We start from the raw sequence: 20,756 nt of genomic DNA, 5'->3' as shown, positions 1-20,756 counted from the left end.
AACACGCTACTTGTTCTTATATGAATAAGTAGCGTGTTTTCATTTCCATTACAAGTATTATTTCAATGGACTATACTTTATTTCTATTTCTAACATTACTATGTTTTTTAGCATATACAAAATATATGAAAACACCTATTATAATCCATGCCACAAAACTAATTAAAGTAAGCTTAGAAAGGTTCAAAGCTAAATATATACAACTTACTATCGAAACGATAGGTAAAAAAGGTACTAGAGGAGCACGGAATGGCCTCTTCATATTAGGATTTGTCTTTCTTAATACAATGACAGCTATAGATACAAACACAAATGCTGTTATCGTTCCCATATTCACTAAATTAGCTAATAAATTCAAATCCACTAATCCCGCTAATAAAGCTGCTAGTATACCTGTAACCCATGTATTAAAAAATGGAGTTTGTAAACGTTTATGGACACTTGAAAGTCTTTTTGGTAACAATCCATCTCGACTCATCGAGTAAGATACACGAACAAATGCAAACATAGCTACTAACAGAACTGTTGTTAGCCCTGCTATCGCTCCCACCGATAACAACCCAGCAATTCTATCTTCTCCTACAGTGCGCAACGCATATGCAACAGGATCAGCAACATTTAATTCCGTAAACGGAACCATTCCAGTTAACACGAATGAAACACCTACATATAGAACCGTACAAATGAACAAGGAAACAAGTAGCCCAATTGGCACGTTACGTTGTGGACGCTTCACTTCTTCTGCGGCTGTTGCAACTGCATCAAATCCTAAAAAAGCAAAAAATACAGTAGCAGCGCCTCCTACCACACCGTGAAAACCAAACGGTAGAAATGGTTGCCAATTCTCTGGTCTTACATATTGTGTCCCTACAACAATAAACCCTACAATAACAGCCAGTTTAATAATAACCATTATATTATTTATTCGTGCACTTTCTTTTGCACCACGGCTTAATAAAAATGTAACAACTAAAATAATAAGAACTGCTGGTAAATCAATGATTCCACCCTTCCCCATTCCTGGTGCCGAAGCAAAAATCGTAGGAATGTGAATATTAAAACCTAGTAGCAATGACTGAAAATATGCTGACCAGCCTGCTGCAACCGCAGAAGTCGCTAATAAATACTCCAGCATAACACACCAGCCAACTATAAATGCAAAAATCTCACCTAGTGTCATATATGTATATGAATATACACTTCCCGAAACTGGAACTGTAGATGCAAATTCAGCATAACAGAAAGCTACACATGCACATATAATTGCCGCTAATACAAAAGATAATACAATCGCCGGACCAGCATGTTTCGCTGCTACAATACCAGTTAATACGAAAATACCTGTACCAATAATTGCGCCAATACCTAAAAGAGTTAAATCAATCGCTCCTAAAGTTTGATTCAATACTTTTTTCTTTTCTTCATCCATTGCTTTCTTTATGAAAAGACTCATTCTTTGAAACCTCTTTTTCAAGTTTATCTCTTACTTGTTACATTCTTTATTACTGTTCTATTTTAAAAATAAAAATATACATAGTTCACTTCCCCTATAGACTTAGTGACCCACCTCAAAAAAACAGAAAAATCAATCTCTTTATACCGTATTGAATTTTCAAAATATTAATCATACCAAAAAACCATTAAGAATGCTGATTGAATTTATCATACAATTAATTATACTGTCAATAATAAATCACTCAAAAATAATCGGTTTATTATGTATAAAATGTTATTTTTATACATAATTATTTCCTCAAAAACATTGTTGTTTTCCACCTTAATATTTCATATGCATTTTATTACATTGATTTTCATACAATTTTCATTACATACAATACAATAAAAATCATAATAACCTCAAATCAATTATTATCTAAGAATAATAATTGGTTTGAGGTTATGTCACCATTTTAATACTAACAAAAAAGTGCAGATTTTCATCTGCACTTTTTTTATTCTTCCACTTCAGCTTCTGCACTACTATTTTCAAGATGCTCCTTCTGAGCTTCCTCTTGCAGCTCCGCTGAAATCATCCCATAATAAAGTTCCGGATATAACCCAAATATTTGATATACACTTCCTAAAAACGGCATCAGAATCCCTCTTTTCTAAAGTTGTATTGCCACTTTTAAGGATTCCCTTTTCATTCATTATACATTCGTTTTTGACGTTTCTTCTTCATCTTGAACACCTAATAAATTTTGCCATTTTTTATACGGAGCGCTATTTGGATCTACATATCCTTTTGCATGCGAGCGATCCCACAATTGTTTAATAAACATTTCTTTCTCTTTCTTTGCCACCATATCGGCACCTGTACCGTAATAGTTCTGGAAATACAACTCGATTTCATCAAGGAATAGTCTTAATAATTCATCTGATGTTTCTTCTAACGTCGGATCATACTTCGCTTCACGATCATACATTAAAATCATATCTAAAAGATTGTGGACATGTTCTTTTCTAAGCCATCTTACATCTTGGGCTCCTAATACGAACGGATGTGTATATAAATGTCCACCTTGTATCATCGCCTTTTCTTGCTCTTCTTCAAATCGTGACAAGATGTTTTCATAAATAAACGGATTATGAAGCAACGCTCTGTGTAATTTATAACTTTCGCTTGAAATATTTTTCCCCATTGACTGAATTAAAAAGCTACGTCCTACACCGTTATATTGATACACAAACTGTCCATCAACAGCAACTAAACTAATCCAGCGATACATATATGCGTATAGTAATGCACGATTACATTTATCATAATCTAATTTTGTTTGAGTCGCATTTAAATCTGGCATAAAGGCTGGTAAGTGCCAATACTTATCTAAATGCGGCGTTAAACTAGATTTTTTACTATTTAATTTGTTTACACGGCGATAATACGATTGGAAATAGTCACCTTTATCATTCATAAATCCATTTGAAATATGTCCTGATGATAATTTAGGAAAGTCTTGCAGCGATAAGCCGTAATGCGCTCGATAACAGATCACTTCAAATGGCGAAAAGGCTTCATGTACTGTATCTTTTTCTTTAAACATTTCTTGAATTAATTCCTCTTGCAACTCTTTCTTTAAAGAAGGATGTATACCCCAATATTGTAATTCCCTATGATGAGCAACTTTCGGAACGAATGGACTCGCTAAATGGAACAGGTCTTCAATTTTTTCACGAACGTATTCATCGCGATCACGTTTCTTATAATCTGCTTCTTTTCGCAACGCTTCAATAATATTCAGTTCTAATTTATCACGATAGCGTACTTGCAGTTCGTCATAACAATAGCTCAGTATATGTTCTCGGTAGAAATCCTCTACCTTTTTCGACTGAATCTCTTCTGTTTTCGCATCCCGGCAATATTCCCCGTATAAGCTCATATAAATTTCCGCACATATATCTTTCGGTAATACACCTAAATTTAAATGTTGTTGCATATCTTGCCATATCTTTTCTTGCAACTTCTCTTCAGCTAATACGTATACATTCGTTGGGTTTGTTTTCCCTTCAAATTCCTTGCTTCGTTTTTGAATTTCAAACAGTAAATTTTCACGTGTTTCATGTAAATTATCAAAAAATCTTTCCCAATATTGAATCATTTTGTTAACTGCTTGATATAGCGATTGATAAACGAGTTCTAATAGCATTTCTTTACGGTATTCGTTTAATTTGTGTACGTACTGCGTTACAATATCTTCAAATTCCTTTTTAAATAAACGCTGCTGGTTATTAATCATTTTTCCAAACCAGCCTTGTTGCTGCGCAATTTCTACTCGGCGTACAGCTGTTACCGTTCCATCAATATTACTCACATTAAATTTCTTATCGTAGTTTTGAATTAAATTACGCTTTTGTTCATTATTTTCATGTAGTCGATTCATTTTTTCGACTAACTGCTTTCGAATTTCATACAGCATAAAACGAGCTGCTACTGGATGAACAGAATCTGTTTTCTTTAAAAACCATGTATTTAGTTGATATGACTGTCCTTCAGAACCACTTGGTGAAAAACGGTCTGATTCAATCATGTCATATAAAAGTGTCGTTACATGTTCATGTACGCGGCTCGGAATCGCATATGCATATAAACGAACCGCATGGTCTACCCTTGCTACTTCACCTTTCATTTGTTCCGTCATTTTCAGCTTGGCAGACGAAATTTTACACTCATGCTGCAGACGATTTAATTCTTCGTCTTTTTGTACCGTACGCTGTACATAACTTTCTACAGCTTCTAAAAATAGTTTAGATTTTGCAACACCAACCTTGCCACCCTCTGCGCCTTCACGCGTTTCATTGTACATTTGTCTATAAAAAATATGAGCCTGTTCTGGACGGGTAGCAAGATGTTCTAAATCTTCTAAATAACTTTTCCCACGCTCTGGCTTTTCACGCTGCATACCACGTTTTACATCTTGGTCATATCTATGCTTCTTCTCTTGAAACAATTGATCTAAATGAAGCCACGATTCATCTAAACCTTGCACTGCCCATTTTAAAGCACAATATTTTAACACATGCTCATATGGATAAATAATCTTTGCCGTTCCTGCCCCGCAATATCGTCCTTTCCCACTTGATTCTGCCAATTGCTGAATTTGGTTATCTTCCTGTGCAAAATGATTTGCAGACATCGGACTAAATAATTGTAAATAAATCGTATTTGCCATTTGCTCCATATAATCTGATAAATTGTGCAAATGGTGTCCATGTAGGTTTTCGTAGTCGTATAAAAAACAATAATTGTACGGTAAATGATGTTGTTTAATCGTATGATTCGTTCTGCCGTCTTCATCTACTTGATCAGGCCGATATTCTAATTCAATTGTAACGCCGCCACGTTTGGACAGTTCTCCAGTAGAACCGAGCGTAATGGCATGTAATTCTTTTAACGATGCATAGCCGTTTGCTTGCACCGTTTCAAATTCTTTCGCACTAACCGTTCTCGTCTTCACTAACACATCCGGCATTAGAAACGCACCACGTATTAAAATGTTGTGATGTTGCAGTTTTTTTCGAAGCATTTCACGTAAATATAGTGCAATTTGTAGAAACATTCCTGAACCTGTTCCACCTGCTAGTGATGTTACGATAATGACACGCACACCATATTCCGTTTGATCGCTTGTAACCGGAAAAATTTTCTCGATTTCTTGCCAAAAGGATGTGAGTTTATCTTCTTTCATCGCAGCACGTAACGCTAAACGTGAAATGACGCGTAACTGTCCTGCTCCTTCTGTTAATGGTTTATCAAGTATAGTCGGGTCCATCGGAAACCACTCTGGAATCGTTGGATCTCCTGCAATATACTCCCTAGGTGTTTTACTAGAGCTCGTTTGTGTCTTAAACTTTCGAATATGATCGAATTTACTTAATGTATTCACATCTGTATCAAATACGTGCATTGCTACCTTTTTTCGACGCTCCTCAGGTAGTCTTTCATATATTTGATGTGTCACAGTACTACCGATTCCACCTAAACCAATTAATATTGTTGGAACTTGTAACGTCATGTGAACCACCTTCCTATTCTTGCTTGTTTGAAAAAAGGAGGGAAAAATAATACTCTCCTCTTTTCCCCATATACTATTCACACTCGTATTTGTAAATCTCCTTACCATATCCTCTATCAATTACTAAAAGTTCATTTGGATATAGTGTCTTATGTTCCATTCCAACCTCATCCTCTGTTATAAACATCCCATCAATAATCATTCCTACTACTTGTGACTCCTTCGCTACAAATATCGATTTCGATCCCTTCTTTGCTATAAATGTAACGGATTGCACAGTCTTTCTTTCTGCTCGGAATGGAATGCCAAAATAGTGCTTCCACCATTTGTTTTTAAGTAACTCTGGCTCAGATTGATATAACCAATCTTTCGCTACCTCTTGATCCCATTCGTAATACAATAGTGCTTTCCGGTGAAATCTTGGACGGACAATCCATCCTAAGACGATTATTCCTACAATTATCAGTAATAAAATAATAGGAATCACAAACTTAAAAATAAGCGCATATTTTTCATAGAACGGTGCATTTTCAATATGAAGTGATATTTTTTTCTTTACTTCTTGTAATTTTGAGTCTTGTATAGTGATGGTAGCTTCTATGGTGCCGGTATCTGTGAAATTGAATGTGTCGGAGTAATGAGGTCGAGGATAAATATAAATTTGATTACCATGTTGTTTTATTTCATAGTTGATTGATTGTTTAGATGTGACACCAGTAGATTTTAATAGTTTCTTTACAGCCTCTTCTGTCATCGGCTTACCATCTAACTGTGGTTGTATAATAAACGGTTTACTATTCTCTAAATTTGTTACTTTTTCCTCATAATCTTTCGTAATCGTTTGTAGTGATAATTTTGGTCTTTCCGTTACTTCGATTTTAAATTCTTTCGTCTGTCTGTAAAATCCCTTTATGTTCATATGAACTTTCCCACGTACTAACCCTTTATCAATCTTCATTTCGTAGTAAAATACATGTTTTTTATCGTCCCACTTCATCGCATATTGCTTTCCAGCGATTTCTACTTCTGCCTGGAAGTAAGAAGACTGAACGGGCAACTCAGTAGGCTTCGCTTCAATAACAGCTGTCACACCTTCATACATTTCCTCAACATTTTTTCTACCCTTATCTTCTTTGTCATAAGTAGAAACCGTGTAATTAAGCGCCGGTTCAACAAGTACTTGTAACCCTTCTTTCTCAATATCCTGGTCCACTTCTATCGTATAAGTTCCTGGTTTAATAACTTCCTCATTTTCCGTACTTATATGAACTATATTTCCGAACAATTTTGCTTCTCCTGGTGCATGTATGGAAAAAGAAGATTGTAATTGTAATGGTTTAGAAATTTGTGTGACCTGATAATCGGGCAGAGAAGGCGATTGTCGTACAAGCGTCATACGCTTTAATGGAAACGGTGTTGTAATCTCTACTCTTTTCCCCACTACTTTCGTTTTTACAATCGATTCAACAGAGGAGAATGGATCACGATTTGCAACTAATGCTGCCACTTGATTGACGCTTTTTACAATGCCATCTTCTCCGCTTGACGGCATCGTAACACCATTTATCTCTTTCTTCCATATTTCCTTGAACGTATTTAGTTGTTCTTTTTCTTGTTGTCCTAAATCTTCTTCCATCGTAATTAAGACTGGATGTAACGATATCTTTTTTGCATCCATTTCTTTCTTAAACTGGGCTAATTTCCGCAAAATTTGTTCTTTTCCGCCAACCTTATCTTTCTCTAAATCATTAAATGCCCCGTCAGTTAACACAATAAGCCAAAATTCACGTTTCCCATCTATATCGGCTTCCTTTTTTATAGATTGCATCGCCGTTTCTACTGCGCTAAATGGAGTATTTAAATACGTTTTCCATGCTCCAATTCCCTCAATTTCTGTTTGCCTTTTATCCTTCGTTAACGAAATGTTTAATGGATCATTCGGCTTACTCATTGGAACGTAAGAAAATTTATCTTTTTCATCCAATAGCGCAACTAAACTTTGCAAAGCATAATTGGCATATTTCCAGCGATCGTTATTTCTCATGCTGCCCGAATCGTCATATACAAGTGAAACGACCCTTTCCTTTGCCTCCTCTCCTTTTGCAAAAGCTGATAAAGGTACACATATAAATAGAAACAACATGAACGTGGCACAAATTCGGATTTTCATGATGAGGCTTCGCCACCTTTGTAGACAAATTCCTATGTTTAAATTTATGAGAGGAAACAAGATATATGACTTGTATTTTAGGACAACTAATCCATCATAACTTTATTATGTAAACAGATCATACACTTGGTAATATTCCTTCTAGTATTCTCTATCCAATTATATAAGTAAAAAAGCCTGTTTAAGCTCCACGCTTAAAACAGACTTTTCCTACTTTTTATTTTAAAAACACATAACAAAAAGTTTGATTTTTAACTTAACACATCACTTCTATTGTAAATCCACCAGGTGCTTCAACGTAAAACGTATACGCATGGACATGCTTAGGAGGCTCGACCAAAAATCCATCTTCCTTCAATCTTTGATTTATCTTATCTACTTGTTCTTCACTTTCTTGTGGAAATCCTACATGAAATGTTTTTGGATACTGAACTTCTTTTCCTTTCATTAAAGTTAGTATAAATCCATCATTATCACGCATAACTGCAAAGGCATTCCCTCTTGTTCCACTACAAATTAGACCAAAATACTTCTCTAAAAACTCTCTAGCTGCTGTTACATCTGTAACTGTTAAATTAAGATGTTTAATTCCCAATCCTTCACCTTCTTTCTCAATTTTCTAACATTTTATCATACAAATAAAAAACACGCCTTCCACAGCGTGTTTCATTGCTTTACATACACTTCAACAATCGGATTCTCTTTATTATCCGCATGCAAGCGTATATTCTCTTCACTTGTATTATAAATACTAGCTAATAACATTATCGTTAACACATTAGGTGTCTTCGCATCACTTCCGTATTTTCTCTCAAGCGCTTCCTTATATTCAAAATCTAAATCCCCCTGCACATATGTATACACTTCAAAACCATCTTCTAAATTGCAAACTACTGTATCAATAATATCTGCCCCTACTTGCTTCTTCATTTCCTCTCGTAACGCTTCAATAAAATCTTCCCACGGTACTTCGTATGTCTGAAACTGATCTGTAGATTTCATGCCTTTTCCTCCTTATATATCCTCTTCTTATATTTCCCCTTTCCTATAACAATTATGATAGATAGGGCATTCGTACAAGCCGCACTTGTCCCCCTTACATATCGTATTACTGTAATGCGGAAGGAGGAAAGAACATGCATAGACAAAAATGTTATGATACATGCCAACGTTATTTCGGAAAAGTTGTTCGGATTGAAGACCGTGATGGCCGTATACATTTAGGGAAAATAATCGATTTGACACAAAACTCTGTATGGATCGAACCGGTGCAACAGCGCTCATCTTTTGATTCAGGATTCGGATACTACGACGCTTATGCAAACGGTGGTTGTGACCTTTGTGGAGGCCTTAGCAGGTGTGATAGTTGTGGATTCGGATGCGGTGGTGGATTCAGCAGCTGCGGATGTGGTGGTCGTGGTTGTAGTAGTTGTGGTTGCGGCGGCTGGGGAGGCGGCGGTTGTGGCTGGGGTGTTGAACTCGGATTTGGTTTCATCTTCGGAATTACATTAGCTGCATTATTTTTCATTTAACATAGTAAAGAGTTGGCTACCTTTAGCCAACTCTTTTTCTTTATTTTTCACATATAAAAATACGATGCCCTAAAATGTGTTGGTACATAAGCCGTACATTTTCATGCTGTACCCACGCCTCATATAACTCATTCGGAATATGTGAGGATACATTCCATTCTGGCTCTTCTACATAGCCAGAGATTGTTTCTGCAATCGTGCCACCACCCGCAATTGTAATTCTTTTAAAATTTGCTTTCTGAAATAATTGTACCCACTCCTTCTCAGTTAATAGTTCTTTCATGCCATATAATTGGGCGATTTTTTCTTCCTCACCCTTATCAATGTGCCTATCAATAATCATTTCAATGACAACAAGCTTACCGTCCTGCTGTAATACACGATAACACTCCGAGATAACCCTTTCTTTGTCTGTAAAAGCGATGATTGATTCTCCAAGTACGAACTCAAATGAGTTATTCAAACACGGTAAATGCTCTACATTTCCTTCAATTAATTGTATATCTAACCCTTCAAACAACCATCTATCTTTTGCCTTTTGAATCATAATTTCATTCTTTTCAACCGTTGTTACTTTATAGCCAAATTCCCTTGTCATATACGCCGCTGTTTTCCCCGTACCGCAACCTATCTCAAGGACATTCGCTCCATATTTAAAAGGCAGTTGTGCTAACAATTGTTTTGTTAACGTAAAGCCACCAGGATGAGCACTTCCTATTCCGTAATAAGCTAGGAAATCGATGTATGTGTTTCGTTTCATGGGATTCTCCCTTTTTTATTTTATATATTCGAGCACGGAAGAAAAGTGCATAGAAAAAAGGGCGTATTGTACGCCCCTCATCTTACTTATCCTCTGTAATATATGCCCATTTATAGCTGTAGTCTCCACCAACTGGATGGTGAACAATACCTTTTACTTTCTGTCTTTGAACGATAGCATCACCACGTTGATATAATGGTGCAATTGCTGCATCTTCCAATAACATTTTCTCCGCTTTCAGTAAGCTATCCCAACGCTCTTTCGTTTTCGTTAATAGCTCACCTTTACCTTTTTGTACAATTTCATCATATTTAGGATTTGAATATCCTGTTTGGTTATGAGGGCCATTTGTAACGAACATATCAATGAATGTCATTGGATCTAAGTAGTCAGGGCCCCAACCAGCGTAAGATAAATCATAATCTAGATCTGATTCTAATTTTAACTTTTGTTTAAATGGCTGGTTTTTCAAATTCACTGTTAAACCTGGTAAGTTTTTCTCAAGTTCTCCTTTTAAGAATTCTCCTACTTTTTTCGCACCATCACCATCATAGTTTAATAGTTCTACTGTAATTGCATCTTTTCCAAGTTCTTTTTTCGCTTTTTCCCAATGCTCTTTTGCTTTTTTCACATCTGTTTTTAAAATATCTCCATTTTCTTTACGGAAGTCTTTTCCATCTGGGCTCTTAGCAAATTCTTTTGGTACTAAGTAATCTGCCGGTGTAGATCCGTCATTTAAAATAACGTTCGTTAAGCCTTTTTTATCATACGCTTTTGCAATCGCTAAACGTAGATCTTTGCTCTTTAACACTGTATCTTGCCCACCACGTTTTTGGTTTAAGCGTAAGAAGTACGTTGACGGTGTTTTTTGTGTAAAGAAGTCGGGGTTTGATTTATATTTGTCAACAAATTCAGATGTAAGTCCTGAACGATCGATTTGTCCACTTTCATATAAGTTAACACGTGTACCGCTATCTTTTACTACGTTAAAGTTGATTTCATCTAACTTAACTGTTTTATTATCCCAATATTGTGCATTTTTCTTTAATTTCCAACCTTCTTCATGTTTCCAGTCTGTCAATGTAAACGGTCCGTTGTATAACGTCGTATCTGATTCTAAACCGTACTTTTCACCTTTTTCTTTTACAAATTTCTCGTTTAATGGATAAAATGTTCCAAATGAAGTTAATTCTACAAAGTAAGGAACTGGATTTTCTAATTCTACTTCTAACGTATAGTCATCTACAGCTTTTACTCCTAACGTATCTAGTTCAGCTTTTCCTTCATTAATCGCTTGTGCATTTTTCAAATCAAACATAATGTATGCATATTCTGCTGCTGTATTTTTATCTACCGCACGTTTCCAAGCAAACACGAAATCTTTCGCTGTTACAGGCTCTCCATTTGACCATTTTGCATTTTTATTTAATGTAAATGTATACTTTTTACCATCATCACTCTTTTTATATGATTCAGCAACTCCTGGTGTTGCTTTATTATCTTTATCAAGTCGATATAAACCTTCCATTACGTTGTTTAAAGCTAGAAACGATACTTGGTCTGTCGCTTTAGCAGAGTCCATAGATGGAATCTCTTGAGACTCTGTTAAATTAAGCACTTGCTTCGCCGCTAGCTTTCCCCCTTCTTTTTCACCACTTTTCGGTGTTGTGCTTGCCTTCTCTTTATCTCCTGATCCAGAGCAAGCTGTTAATGCCATACTCATTACTAAAACTGGTGCTACGACCGCTGTCAATTTTTTCATTTTTTTTCTCTTCATTTTTTGTACCCTCCCCAATTATATGTACGATATTAACATTTAGAATTTCTCTACCAACTTTTGTTATCAGAAAATTCTTATTAATTAATATTCTACTATTTTTTAAAATTTTGTAAAGTATTTTTGTAAATTTTCTAAATATTTATTTTTTTATTATAGTAACTTGTTTAACTACTATATGAATTATCCCCGTCTACTATATGTAAACATCCTTCCCCTTATTCCAATCTATTACTACGTTCTATATTTTTCTTATTAGCATGAGGTCTCTTACTATCATCTGTCTTACTACTTACTGACCTCTCTAAATCCCTCCGATAGAACCTTCCTAATTACCTAACCGATTCTCAATAGGCTAACGAGATTTATTCCCTTATACATACTAAAAAGCATTTCAAAAGCAGCTCAGCCACTTTTGAAATGCTTTCACTTTATTTTTTTCCGCCATCCTCAGTTACATACGCCCACTTAAAGCTATATTCTGGACTGATGTTATGTTTCACAATTCCTTTTACATTCGGTTTCATTACGTACGATCTTCCTGTTTGATATAAAGGAACTAACCCTGCATCTTCTTCAAGGAATAATTTTTCAGCTTTCCCTAACGTTTCCCAACGTTTTTTCGCATCACTCATTAATTCATTACCTGCTTTCCCTACCATTTCATCGTATTTTGGGTTTGAATAACTCATTTGGTTGTACGGGCTCTTCGATTCAAACATATCAATAAATGTCATTGGATCCGCATAGTCTGGACTCCAACCTGCATAAGAAATTTCATAATCTTGCGCAGTTTCTAATTTTAATTTTTGTTTGAACGGCTGAATTTTCGTATTAATCGTTACACCTTTTAAATTTTTCTCAATTTGATCTTTTACATAGTCAGCAATCTTTTTCGCAGTTCCATCATCATAGCTTAGCAATTCAATTGTAACTTGATCTTTTCCAAGTTCTTTTTTCGCTTCTTCCCACGCTGCTGCTCCTTTTTTCGGATTATATTTCAGACCATTTTTAAATGTATCTTGATAATCTTTACCATCTGGCCCTGTCGCAAGTCCTTTTGGAACCAATTGATCTGTTGCTTTTGATCCATTATTTAAAATTACATTCGCCAATCCTTTTTTATCAACTGATAATGCAATTGCTTCACGAAGTTTTTTGCTCTTTAAAGGCGTATCTTGTCCGTTACGTTTTTGATTTAAACGTAAGAAGAATGTACTTGATTCCGCATACTCACCATATTCTTCTTTGTTCGATTTATATTTATCTACAAACTCTCCTGATAGTAATGTAAAATCAATTGATCCTGTATCATATAAGTTTACTTTCGTTGCAACCTCTTTTACTACACTATAGTTAATTTCTTCTAATTTCACAGTCTTTTTATCCCAGTACTTATCATTTTTCTTCAGCTGCCAACCTTGTTCATGTTTCCATGAAGACATAACGAATGGACCATTATACACAGTTGTATCTGCTTCTAAACCGTACTTATCACCTTTTTCTTTTACGAATTTTTCATTTAATGGATAGTATGATGGGAATGCTAATAAATTTAAGAAATACGGTACCGGTTTTTCTAATTCTACTTCTAGCGTGTAATCATCTACCGCCTTCGCTCCTAATTCAGTTACAGGTTTTTCTCCTTTATTAATCGCTTCTGCATTTTTAATATAGTAAGCAATAAATGCATATTCTGCCGCAGTATTCTTATCAAGTAAGCGCTTCCACGCAAAAACGAAATCTTTCGCTGTTACAGGATCACCATTTGACCATTTTGCATCTTTTCGCAGTTTAAACGTATACTTTTTACCATCTTCACTTTTCGTACTAGACTCTGCCGCAGCAGGAATTGGCTTATTATCTTTATCAAGGCGATATAGGCCTTCCATCGTGTTCCCTAAAATTTGCGAACCTAATGTATCAGTAGATTTAGAAGTATCCATCGTCGGAATTTCTTGGTTTTCCGTACGATTTAATACTTGTTTCGCTGCATATTTAATATCAGATTTTTTTTCTTCCCCATTATTTGATGTAGTTGTCGTTTTCTTTTCCCCACCTGACCCAGAACATGCTGTCAATGCAACACTCATCGCTAAAACTGGTACTACAACTGCCGTTAACTTTTTCATCTTTTTTCTCTTCATTTTTGTACCCTCCCTAATTATATGTACATTACCAATCCTTGAGAGACCCCTTACTAAAGATTTATTTTTCAGAAAATTACAACTAATGTTATTCTACTCTTTTTTTCGCATTTGTAAATAGTTTTATTTTAAATATTCTGGTTTTAACTTTTTGTAATTTGGTAGAGCTTATCCCCCATCTACCATATGTGCATACTTTGCTCCTTATTCTTCTTTATTTTGCTATACTACAAGTTTACATTTTAATTTGCAATATACAAAAAAGCATTTCAAGGTAGCTAAGCTACTTTGAAATGCTTTTTTTACTCTATTATTTTTCAGTTACATATGCCCATTTAAAGCTATATTCCGGACTGATATTATGTTTTACAATACCTTTAATATTTTGTTTTAGAACATATGCATCACCACGTTGGTATAAAGGTACAAGTGCTACATCTTGCTCAAGAAGTAATTTCTCAGCTTTCCCTAACTCTTCCCAACGTTTCTTCGCGTCACCCATTAATTCAGTGCCAGCTTTTTTGATCATATCATCATACTTTGGATCAGCGAAGCTCATTTGGTTATGAGAATGTTTAGACTGGAACATATCTAAGAATGTCATTGGGTCAGCATAGTCAGGTCCCCAACCAGCATATGATAAATCATAATCTTGCTCTGTTTCTAATTTCAGTTTTTGTTTGAATGGTTGAAGTTTAATATTAACAGTTACACCTTTTAAGTTCTTCTCAATTTGATCTTTTACATATTCCCCAACTTTTTTCGCATTACCAGTATCATAGTTTAATAGCTCAATTGTAACTTGGTCTTTTCCAAGTTCTTTTTTCGCTTCTTCCCAGGCTGCAGCAGCTTTTTTCGCATCTGGTTTGATACCATTTTTAAATGTTTCTTGGAAGTCTTTTCCGTCTGGTCCAGTCGCTAACCCTTTCGGTACTAAGAAGTCTGCTGGTTTAGATCCGTCATTTAAAATAACGTTTGCTAGATTTTTCTTATCGATAGAAAGCGCGATTGCTTCACGTAATTTCTGACTCTTTAATGGTGTATCTTGTCCACCACGTTTTTGATTCATACGTAAGAAGAATGTACTTACTTGTGAGTATGTGCCAAACTCCTCTTTGTTATTTCTATATTTGTCAACGAATTCACCTGATAGAAGTGCGAAATCAATTGCACCTGTATCAAATAAGTTTACCCTTGTATTTATTTCTTTTACTACACTATAGTTAATTTCATCTAATTTTACAGTCTTTTTATCCCAATATTGATCATTTTTCTTTAGTTTCCAGCCTTGCTCATGCTTCCAATCAGTAAGAACGAATGGTCCGTTATATACTGTTGTATCAGACTCTAAACCGTATTTATCACCTTTTTCTTTTACGAACTTCTCATTTAATGGATAGTACGATGGGAACGCTACTAAGTTTAAGAAGTATGGTACCGCTTGTTCTAATTCAACTTCTAATGTATAGTCATCTACCGCCTTAACTCCTAGTTCAGTTACTGGTTTTTCACCTTTATTAATCGCCTCTGCATTTTTAATTGGGAATGCGATAAACGCATATTCTGCAGTTGTTTTTGGATCTAATAATCGTTGCCATGCATAAGCAAAGTCTTTTGCTGTTACAGGATCACCATTTGACCATTTTGCATCTTTACGTAGTTTAAATGTATATTTTTTACCATCTTCACTTTTCGTACTAGATTCTGCTGCAGCTGGGATTGGTTTATTATCTTTATCTAATCGATATAAACCTTCCATTGTGTTTCCTAAAATTTGAGAACCTAAATTATCTGTATTTTTTGAAGTATCCATTGTTGGGATCTCATTTGTTTCTGTGCGGTTTAGCACTTGTTTTGCTGCTAATTTTTCCCCTGACTTACTATCTCCACTAGAGTTAGAATTTGTGCTTGTCTTCTTATCTCCACCTGATGTAGAACATGCTGTTAACGCCATGCTCATTGCTAAAACCGGTGCTACAACTGCTGTTAGTTTTTTCATTTGTTTCTTTTTCATTTTGTACCCTCCCTAATTCTTAACGATAGCTATTAAAGAATTTTCTGATAATTCTGTTTTTCTCTATATATTTATCAGACGATTCTTACTAATTCTTATTCTACTAATTTTTAAATTTTTGTAAAGTATTATTATTGAAAATTTTTAAAAAATTATTTTTTTACAGTAATATTCATAAAAATTCCATATGTTGTTCAAACCTTATTTTGCATTCATACACATTCGTTGTTTTAATCACTTCGATCTCATTTACCGCTTGAATACTTGTTAATTATTGCTAATAAATAATGCATATATCTAAAAACATCTTTTCTACAAAAATAAAAAAGCAGACATTTCGTCTGCTTTAATTCTCCTCAATTTGCTTTTCACTTAATCCTAGATGTGTTCTAAGAGTATTACTCAAACTCTGTAGATCTTTTTTATTAGGATTATAATAATATACACGTTGCCCGTTTGGGCCATTAGGTAAGTATAAATCATCACCAGCTAATTGTATTTTTTCAACTGAACCGTTTAAACCGTATTTATAAAAAGATAAAATATCATCCATTACTAAATTTGTTTTAAAATCACCATCAACCGCCTCAACTATTTTTTCTAACTTCGTAATCGATCCTACACTTTTTAATTTACTTAAAATCGCTTCAATAATAAGTTGTTGGCGTTGTCCTCTCATTGCATCACTATCAATATGGCGCGTTCTTGCTAGTGCAAGTGCTTCTTCCCCATTTAATTTTTGTAATCCTTTTTTCAAATGAATCGCATCAGGTTCATCTTTACTATTTTGCTCCGTAAATTCAACTGGGACATCCACTTCAATACCATCTAACCCATCAACAATTTTAGTAAAGGAACCAAAATTAAATTTCACAAAATAATCAACAGGCACCTGTAACAATTTTTCTACTGCTTCCACAGAAGCTTGCGGTCCTCCATCTTTACCATTTTTAACGAAACCACTTCCATATGCATGGGTTATTTTATCTTTTTTCTTTTCAACTGGAACATATGTATATGTATCACGCGGTATGCTCGTTAATTTCACTGTTTTATCGTCTTTATTAAAAGTCGCTAACAATAATGCATCTGTATGAAATGCACCATTATATTCCTTTTGTCGTTCTTGATTTTCATCAATTCCCATAATTAAAAGTGAAACATGATTTGCAATTGGCTTTACAGATTTCTCACGTAAATTGGATTTTTCACCTCGTGCTAAATTCAAATTAGATTTTTGTACAAGACTAGAAGTTTTCATATATACATAGGCTCCATAGCCAATTCCACCAAATAGTAATACCGCCAGTAGTAAACTTATTATCGTTTTCTTTTTATATTTTTGCTTATTTTTCTCTTCTCTTAAAGATGAATGATTACCCATTTACTCTCCTCCTGTTTCTATTCATCCAATATGTTTTTCATTTTTTCATATTTAGCACTATCCTTTTGAAACATACTTTCTTTCAATCCCTTATCTATTTGTATCCATTCAGTCGTAACTGAATATTGAATCAAGCCTTCTTGAAAACTAAGAAATTTCAACATAATCCCTGTATTTTTCTCCACAACCATTTCGAATTTCCCTCTTAAATCTTCAGAGGTGCTAACAGGCATCTCTATGTTTATAACTCCTTCAATTTTGTAACAATCTAATCCAAGATATTTCGTTTCTTTATAATTCCAATCTTTATATCGAATTAATAAATCTGCGAATTCTGATTGAATACTATATTTAGCTAGCCCTACATATTCATCATCATATCTCTTTTTCTCATCTGATTTTCTCACTAACCTTTCCGTAGGATTTAATTTTAATAGTTCATTGTTTCTTTCTTTCGGGTTCCATTTTGTCTCTTTATAGGTATACTTCTCATCATCAAACTCTTTTTTCTTCCCCTCGTTATATATAATTGTTCGTTTTTTGGCTAGTTTATCTTCTTTCGAAGAGATACCTCTTTGTTTCTCCGTATCAATCGCATACTTATATGTTGTAGCAATTCTTGATGAGCTAGAATATTCCTCAAATTGTCCTGAAATATTTTTAAAATAATCAATAGAATCTAGCATTTTTTGATGAATCTTTTCTTTATCTGGATAATGTACATTCGATTTTATTTCTTCTTCATTTTCATAATCAGAAAACGCTTTTTTCTTTACATATTCAAATACTCCACCATTTTGCGCAAAACTTTGTATAGAAAACTCAGACATAGATACCACTGAAAGTATACAAACCGCTGCACTAATTATCATCATATGAATTTTGTAACTCTTCTTTTTTACCTTAAGATTATGTAGCGTGCCATTAATCTTTTCATTTAACTCTGGAGGTACTATAACATTTTCATCTTTTATTCTCTTTTTTAATTTCTCATCAAATAATTTTTCATTATCCATCCTTTACACCCCCTATTCCATCTTTAATCGTTTTTGTAGTTGTTCCCTCGCACGTGATAATCTTGATTTCACTGTTCCTTTCGGTATTTCTAACAGCTTTGCTATACTCTCTTGATTCATGTCTTCATAGTAATAAAGCACCGTAACAGCTCTTAATTCTTCATGTAACGATTGAATCGCATTACACAAATCTATATCTTCATACTGATCACAAGCACTCATATTGTAATCATTCTCTTCTGTCACAATTACATTTTTATACGCTCTAATAATATTGTTACACTCATTTATTAGTATTCGAATTAACCAAGTTTGAAAAAACTCTTCTTTTTTTAATTTTTTTATATTTTCATAGGCTTTTAAAATTGTTGTCTGTATCGCATCCTCTATATTTGTCTCATCACGTAACATCGCCTTTGCTATTCGATACATCTTCGCTTTTTCTGTATGTATAAGCGCTATAAAGGCTTCATGATCACCTTTTTTCGCTAAAGAAACATCCGTTTCTTCTTTTACAATCATTTTATATAAAGGGATTACTTTCACAATTGCTCCTCCTGTTTCATCCTCACTTCATCACTTCCAATTTAACTTTACATGTATTAGACGTATGAACCTAGAAAAAGGTTCACTTTTTTGAATATTTCTGTAATTAAAAAAAGAAATATCCTTTATAAGTGTTATGTGATAAACATACTAGTTTAAATTTACAAATAAAAAAAGCCCACTTTCTCAGTGGACTTTCTACTCTATAACGGTAAATCCCTCTTCCTAAATACTACAATCGCTACGATAAAAATACAAAGCGCTACAGTAGTTAAACCTATACTTACCGGCCATATATTATATGATCCTTCAGCAATTTCTTTCGGACGAAACAGCGTAAATAATGATAGGTTTTTCATCCATTCTAACTTATCACTTAACTTCCCTACCATATCCAATACGAAAAATAAGATAGTTAAACTCGCTGAATAACTTAGTGCTTTTCTTTCGTCATTACATATACAAGAAAAGAAAAATGAATACGCACTAACGACTAAAAATATGAGCCCTCCGACTACATTTATCTTCAAAAATAATTCTTTATTTAAGTTGTTATCTTGTAAAAACCATTCTGCACCTACTAACCCAGCTACATACGTAACAGATACAATAATTAGAAGTCCCAATATGAGAACAGCAGCTTGTGTAATCGCAATTTGCACTCTAGATACAGGTGTTGCTAGCAAGTATGCCATTGCTCCTTTATCTACATGACGAGCAATTAAATGTGTCGCAACTGTTACGCAAAAAATTGTTAAAATGATAATAAACAATAGACTATAGTATTCGCCCGCTAGAAAATCCATTACGTTTTGAATCGGACTTTCCATACCAACGATTTTTTTCACACTATCAGGCATGGCAGCTATTAATTCATTTAGCCCTTTCGCTGATACCATTGACGGGAATATCCAAATTAATAACCACAGATATAAAGCTGCACCAGACGCATAACTCAAAATACTTTTTTGTGTTTCTTTCAAACTAGCTAAAAATAATTGCTTATTCATGCGTTACCCCTTCTTTCTTATCGTAATAATGCATAAATAAATGTTCTAAATCCATCGCTCTCGTTTGAAGTGCCGTTACATTATAGTTTGAAAGTGTTTGTAAAACAGTTTGATAGTTTCCTTGTACAATGATAGATGCCTCTCTACCTTTTACCGCTTCAAATTGCAAATTACACTTTGTAAGGGACTCAATCTCTTCTTGTGATGATACTGTTACATCTATCACCTGTCTTCTCATACTTTGTAAATCGTGAATATTTTCAACCGTTACGAGTCGACCATCTTTAATAATAGCTACTCTGTCACAAGTTCTCTCAATTTCAGTAAAAATATGTGATGACATTAGGATTGTTTTTCCTCTTTGCTTTTCCTCTAATATTAAATCTATAAACACTTGTTGCATAAGTGGATCAAGTCCAGATGTTGGTTCATCTAAAATTAACACCTCTGGATCGTGCATAAATGCAGCGACTATCCCTACTTTTTGCTTCATTCCTTTAGACATTTTGCGAATCGGTGTTTTCACATCAAATTGCAGACGCTCTATCAGTTCATCTCGTCTTTTCGTATCCTTTAATCCACGCATTCCCTGCATTAATTTTAAAAACTCTAATCCATTCATTCCTTCAATAAAAGAAATTTCACCTGGCAAGTAACCAACTTCCCTTTGAATTTTCGCTGCTTCATTCCAACAATCTAATCCAAAAATTGTCGCTTTACCAGCTGTCGGTTTTATAAATCCCATTAAATTACGAATCGTCGTTGATTTTCCGGCACCATTCGGTCCTAAATAACCAAATACTTCTCCCTCTTTTACATCAAATGTAATATGAAACAAACCTTTTCCATTCGAAAACTGTTTTGTGACATCTTGAACTGAAATCATA

16 protein-coding genes are annotated in these 20,756 nt (G+C 34.4%); 1 reads left to right on the top strand and 15 read right to left on the bottom strand.

The features are described 5' to 3' along the window. Positions 1–70: 70 nt before the first annotated feature. The 6 genes from ACTFSL_RS10280 to ACTFSL_RS10255 form a co-directional block, all read right to left on the bottom strand. Complete coding sequence (locus ACTFSL_RS10280; RefSeq protein WP_135278061.1) at positions 71–1,453, bottom strand: APC family permease; 1,383 nt, start codon at positions 1,451–1,453, stop codon at positions 71–73. Positions 1,454–1,952: 499 nt separating this feature from the next. Further along, the gene (locus tag ACTFSL_RS10275; protein ID WP_001116193.1) at positions 1,953–2,093 is read right to left on the bottom strand and encodes a hypothetical protein; all 141 of its coding nucleotides are present in this window, start codon (positions 2,091–2,093) and stop codon (positions 1,953–1,955) included. Positions 2,094–2,150: 57 nt separating this feature from the next. Continuing rightward, on the bottom strand, positions 2,151–5,513 hold the full coding sequence (locus ACTFSL_RS10270; RefSeq protein ID WP_440041655.1) for a tubulin-like doman-containing protein: 3,363 nt from the start codon (positions 5,511–5,513) through the stop codon (positions 2,151–2,153). A gap of 73 nt (positions 5,514–5,586) precedes the next feature. Then, the gene (locus ACTFSL_RS10265) at positions 5,587–7,683 is read right to left on the bottom strand and encodes a vWA domain-containing protein (protein ID WP_440041654.1); all 2,097 of its coding nucleotides are present in this window, start codon (positions 7,681–7,683) and stop codon (positions 5,587–5,589) included. Positions 7,684–7,939: 256 nt separating this feature from the next. Further along, positions 7,940–8,278 (bottom strand): VOC family protein, encoded by a 339-nt coding sequence (locus ACTFSL_RS10260; RefSeq protein ID WP_086410233.1) that lies wholly within the window; start codon positions 8,276–8,278, stop codon positions 7,940–7,942. A gap of 71 nt (positions 8,279–8,349) precedes the next feature. Beyond that, a complete protein-coding gene (locus ACTFSL_RS10255; RefSeq protein WP_000842885.1) occupies positions 8,350–8,685 on the bottom strand; it encodes a hypothetical protein in 336 nt (111 codons plus the stop codon). Positions 8,686–8,819: 134 nt separating this feature from the next. On the opposite strand from ACTFSL_RS10255, the gene ACTFSL_RS10250 reads away from it, so the two are divergent. Beyond that, the gene (locus ACTFSL_RS10250) at positions 8,820–9,215 is read left to right on the top strand and encodes a hypothetical protein (protein ID WP_086410232.1); all 396 of its coding nucleotides are present in this window, start codon (positions 8,820–8,822) and stop codon (positions 9,213–9,215) included. Between the two features lie 40 nt (positions 9,216–9,255). On the opposite strand, the gene ACTFSL_RS10245 is transcribed toward ACTFSL_RS10250, so the two are convergent. From ACTFSL_RS10245 to ACTFSL_RS10205, 9 genes are all read right to left on the bottom strand, one after another. After that, complete coding sequence (locus ACTFSL_RS10245; RefSeq protein ID WP_153588389.1) at positions 9,256–9,975, bottom strand: class I SAM-dependent methyltransferase; 720 nt, start codon at positions 9,973–9,975, stop codon at positions 9,256–9,258. Positions 9,976–10,057: 82 nt separating this feature from the next. Continuing rightward, the gene (locus tag ACTFSL_RS10240; protein WP_000823447.1) at positions 10,058–11,752 is read right to left on the bottom strand and encodes a peptide ABC transporter substrate-binding protein; all 1,695 of its coding nucleotides are present in this window, start codon (positions 11,750–11,752) and stop codon (positions 10,058–10,060) included. A 431-nt stretch (positions 11,753–12,183) separates the two neighbouring features. Continuing rightward, complete coding sequence (locus ACTFSL_RS10235; RefSeq protein ID WP_440041651.1) at positions 12,184–13,899, bottom strand: peptide ABC transporter substrate-binding protein; 1,716 nt, start codon at positions 13,897–13,899, stop codon at positions 12,184–12,186. A gap of 310 nt (positions 13,900–14,209) precedes the next feature. Beyond that, positions 14,210–15,913 carry a peptide ABC transporter substrate-binding protein gene (locus ACTFSL_RS10230; RefSeq protein ID WP_000730149.1) on the bottom strand — a complete coding sequence of 568 codons (1,704 nt, stop codon included), beginning with the start codon at positions 15,911–15,913 and terminating at the stop codon, positions 14,210–14,212. A gap of 346 nt (positions 15,914–16,259) precedes the next feature. After that, the gene (locus ACTFSL_RS10225) at positions 16,260–17,297 is read right to left on the bottom strand and encodes an LCP family protein (RefSeq protein WP_440041649.1); all 1,038 of its coding nucleotides are present in this window, start codon (positions 17,295–17,297) and stop codon (positions 16,260–16,262) included. Between the two features lie 17 nt (positions 17,298–17,314). Next, on the bottom strand, positions 17,315–18,313 hold the full coding sequence (locus tag ACTFSL_RS10220; RefSeq protein WP_000368242.1) for a hypothetical protein: 999 nt from the start codon (positions 18,311–18,313) through the stop codon (positions 17,315–17,317). A 12-nt stretch (positions 18,314–18,325) separates the two neighbouring features. Continuing rightward, positions 18,326–18,859 (bottom strand): RNA polymerase sigma factor, encoded by a 534-nt coding sequence (locus ACTFSL_RS10215; RefSeq protein WP_440041648.1) that lies wholly within the window; start codon positions 18,857–18,859, stop codon positions 18,326–18,328. A gap of 203 nt (positions 18,860–19,062) precedes the next feature. Next, positions 19,063–19,869 (bottom strand): ABC transporter permease subunit, encoded by an 807-nt coding sequence (locus ACTFSL_RS10210; RefSeq protein ID WP_025688680.1) that lies wholly within the window; start codon positions 19,867–19,869, stop codon positions 19,063–19,065. Further along, positions 19,862–20,755: an ABC transporter ATP-binding protein gene (locus ACTFSL_RS10205; RefSeq protein WP_000626569.1), complete on the bottom strand. Its 894-nt coding sequence runs from the start codon at positions 20,753–20,755 to the stop codon at positions 19,862–19,864. The genes ACTFSL_RS10210 and ACTFSL_RS10205 overlap by 8 nt, the downstream gene beginning before the upstream one ends. Position 20,756: the final 1 nt, after the last annotated feature.

The sequence above is a fragment of the Bacillus cereus group sp. MYBK108-1 genome (assembly GCF_051917185.1).
GTDB lineage: Bacteria > Bacillota > Bacilli > Bacillales > Bacillaceae_G > Bacillus_A > Bacillus_A cereus.
Note: the sequence above shows the minus strand (reverse complement) of the source record. Positions and strands in the feature narration are given on the sequence as shown.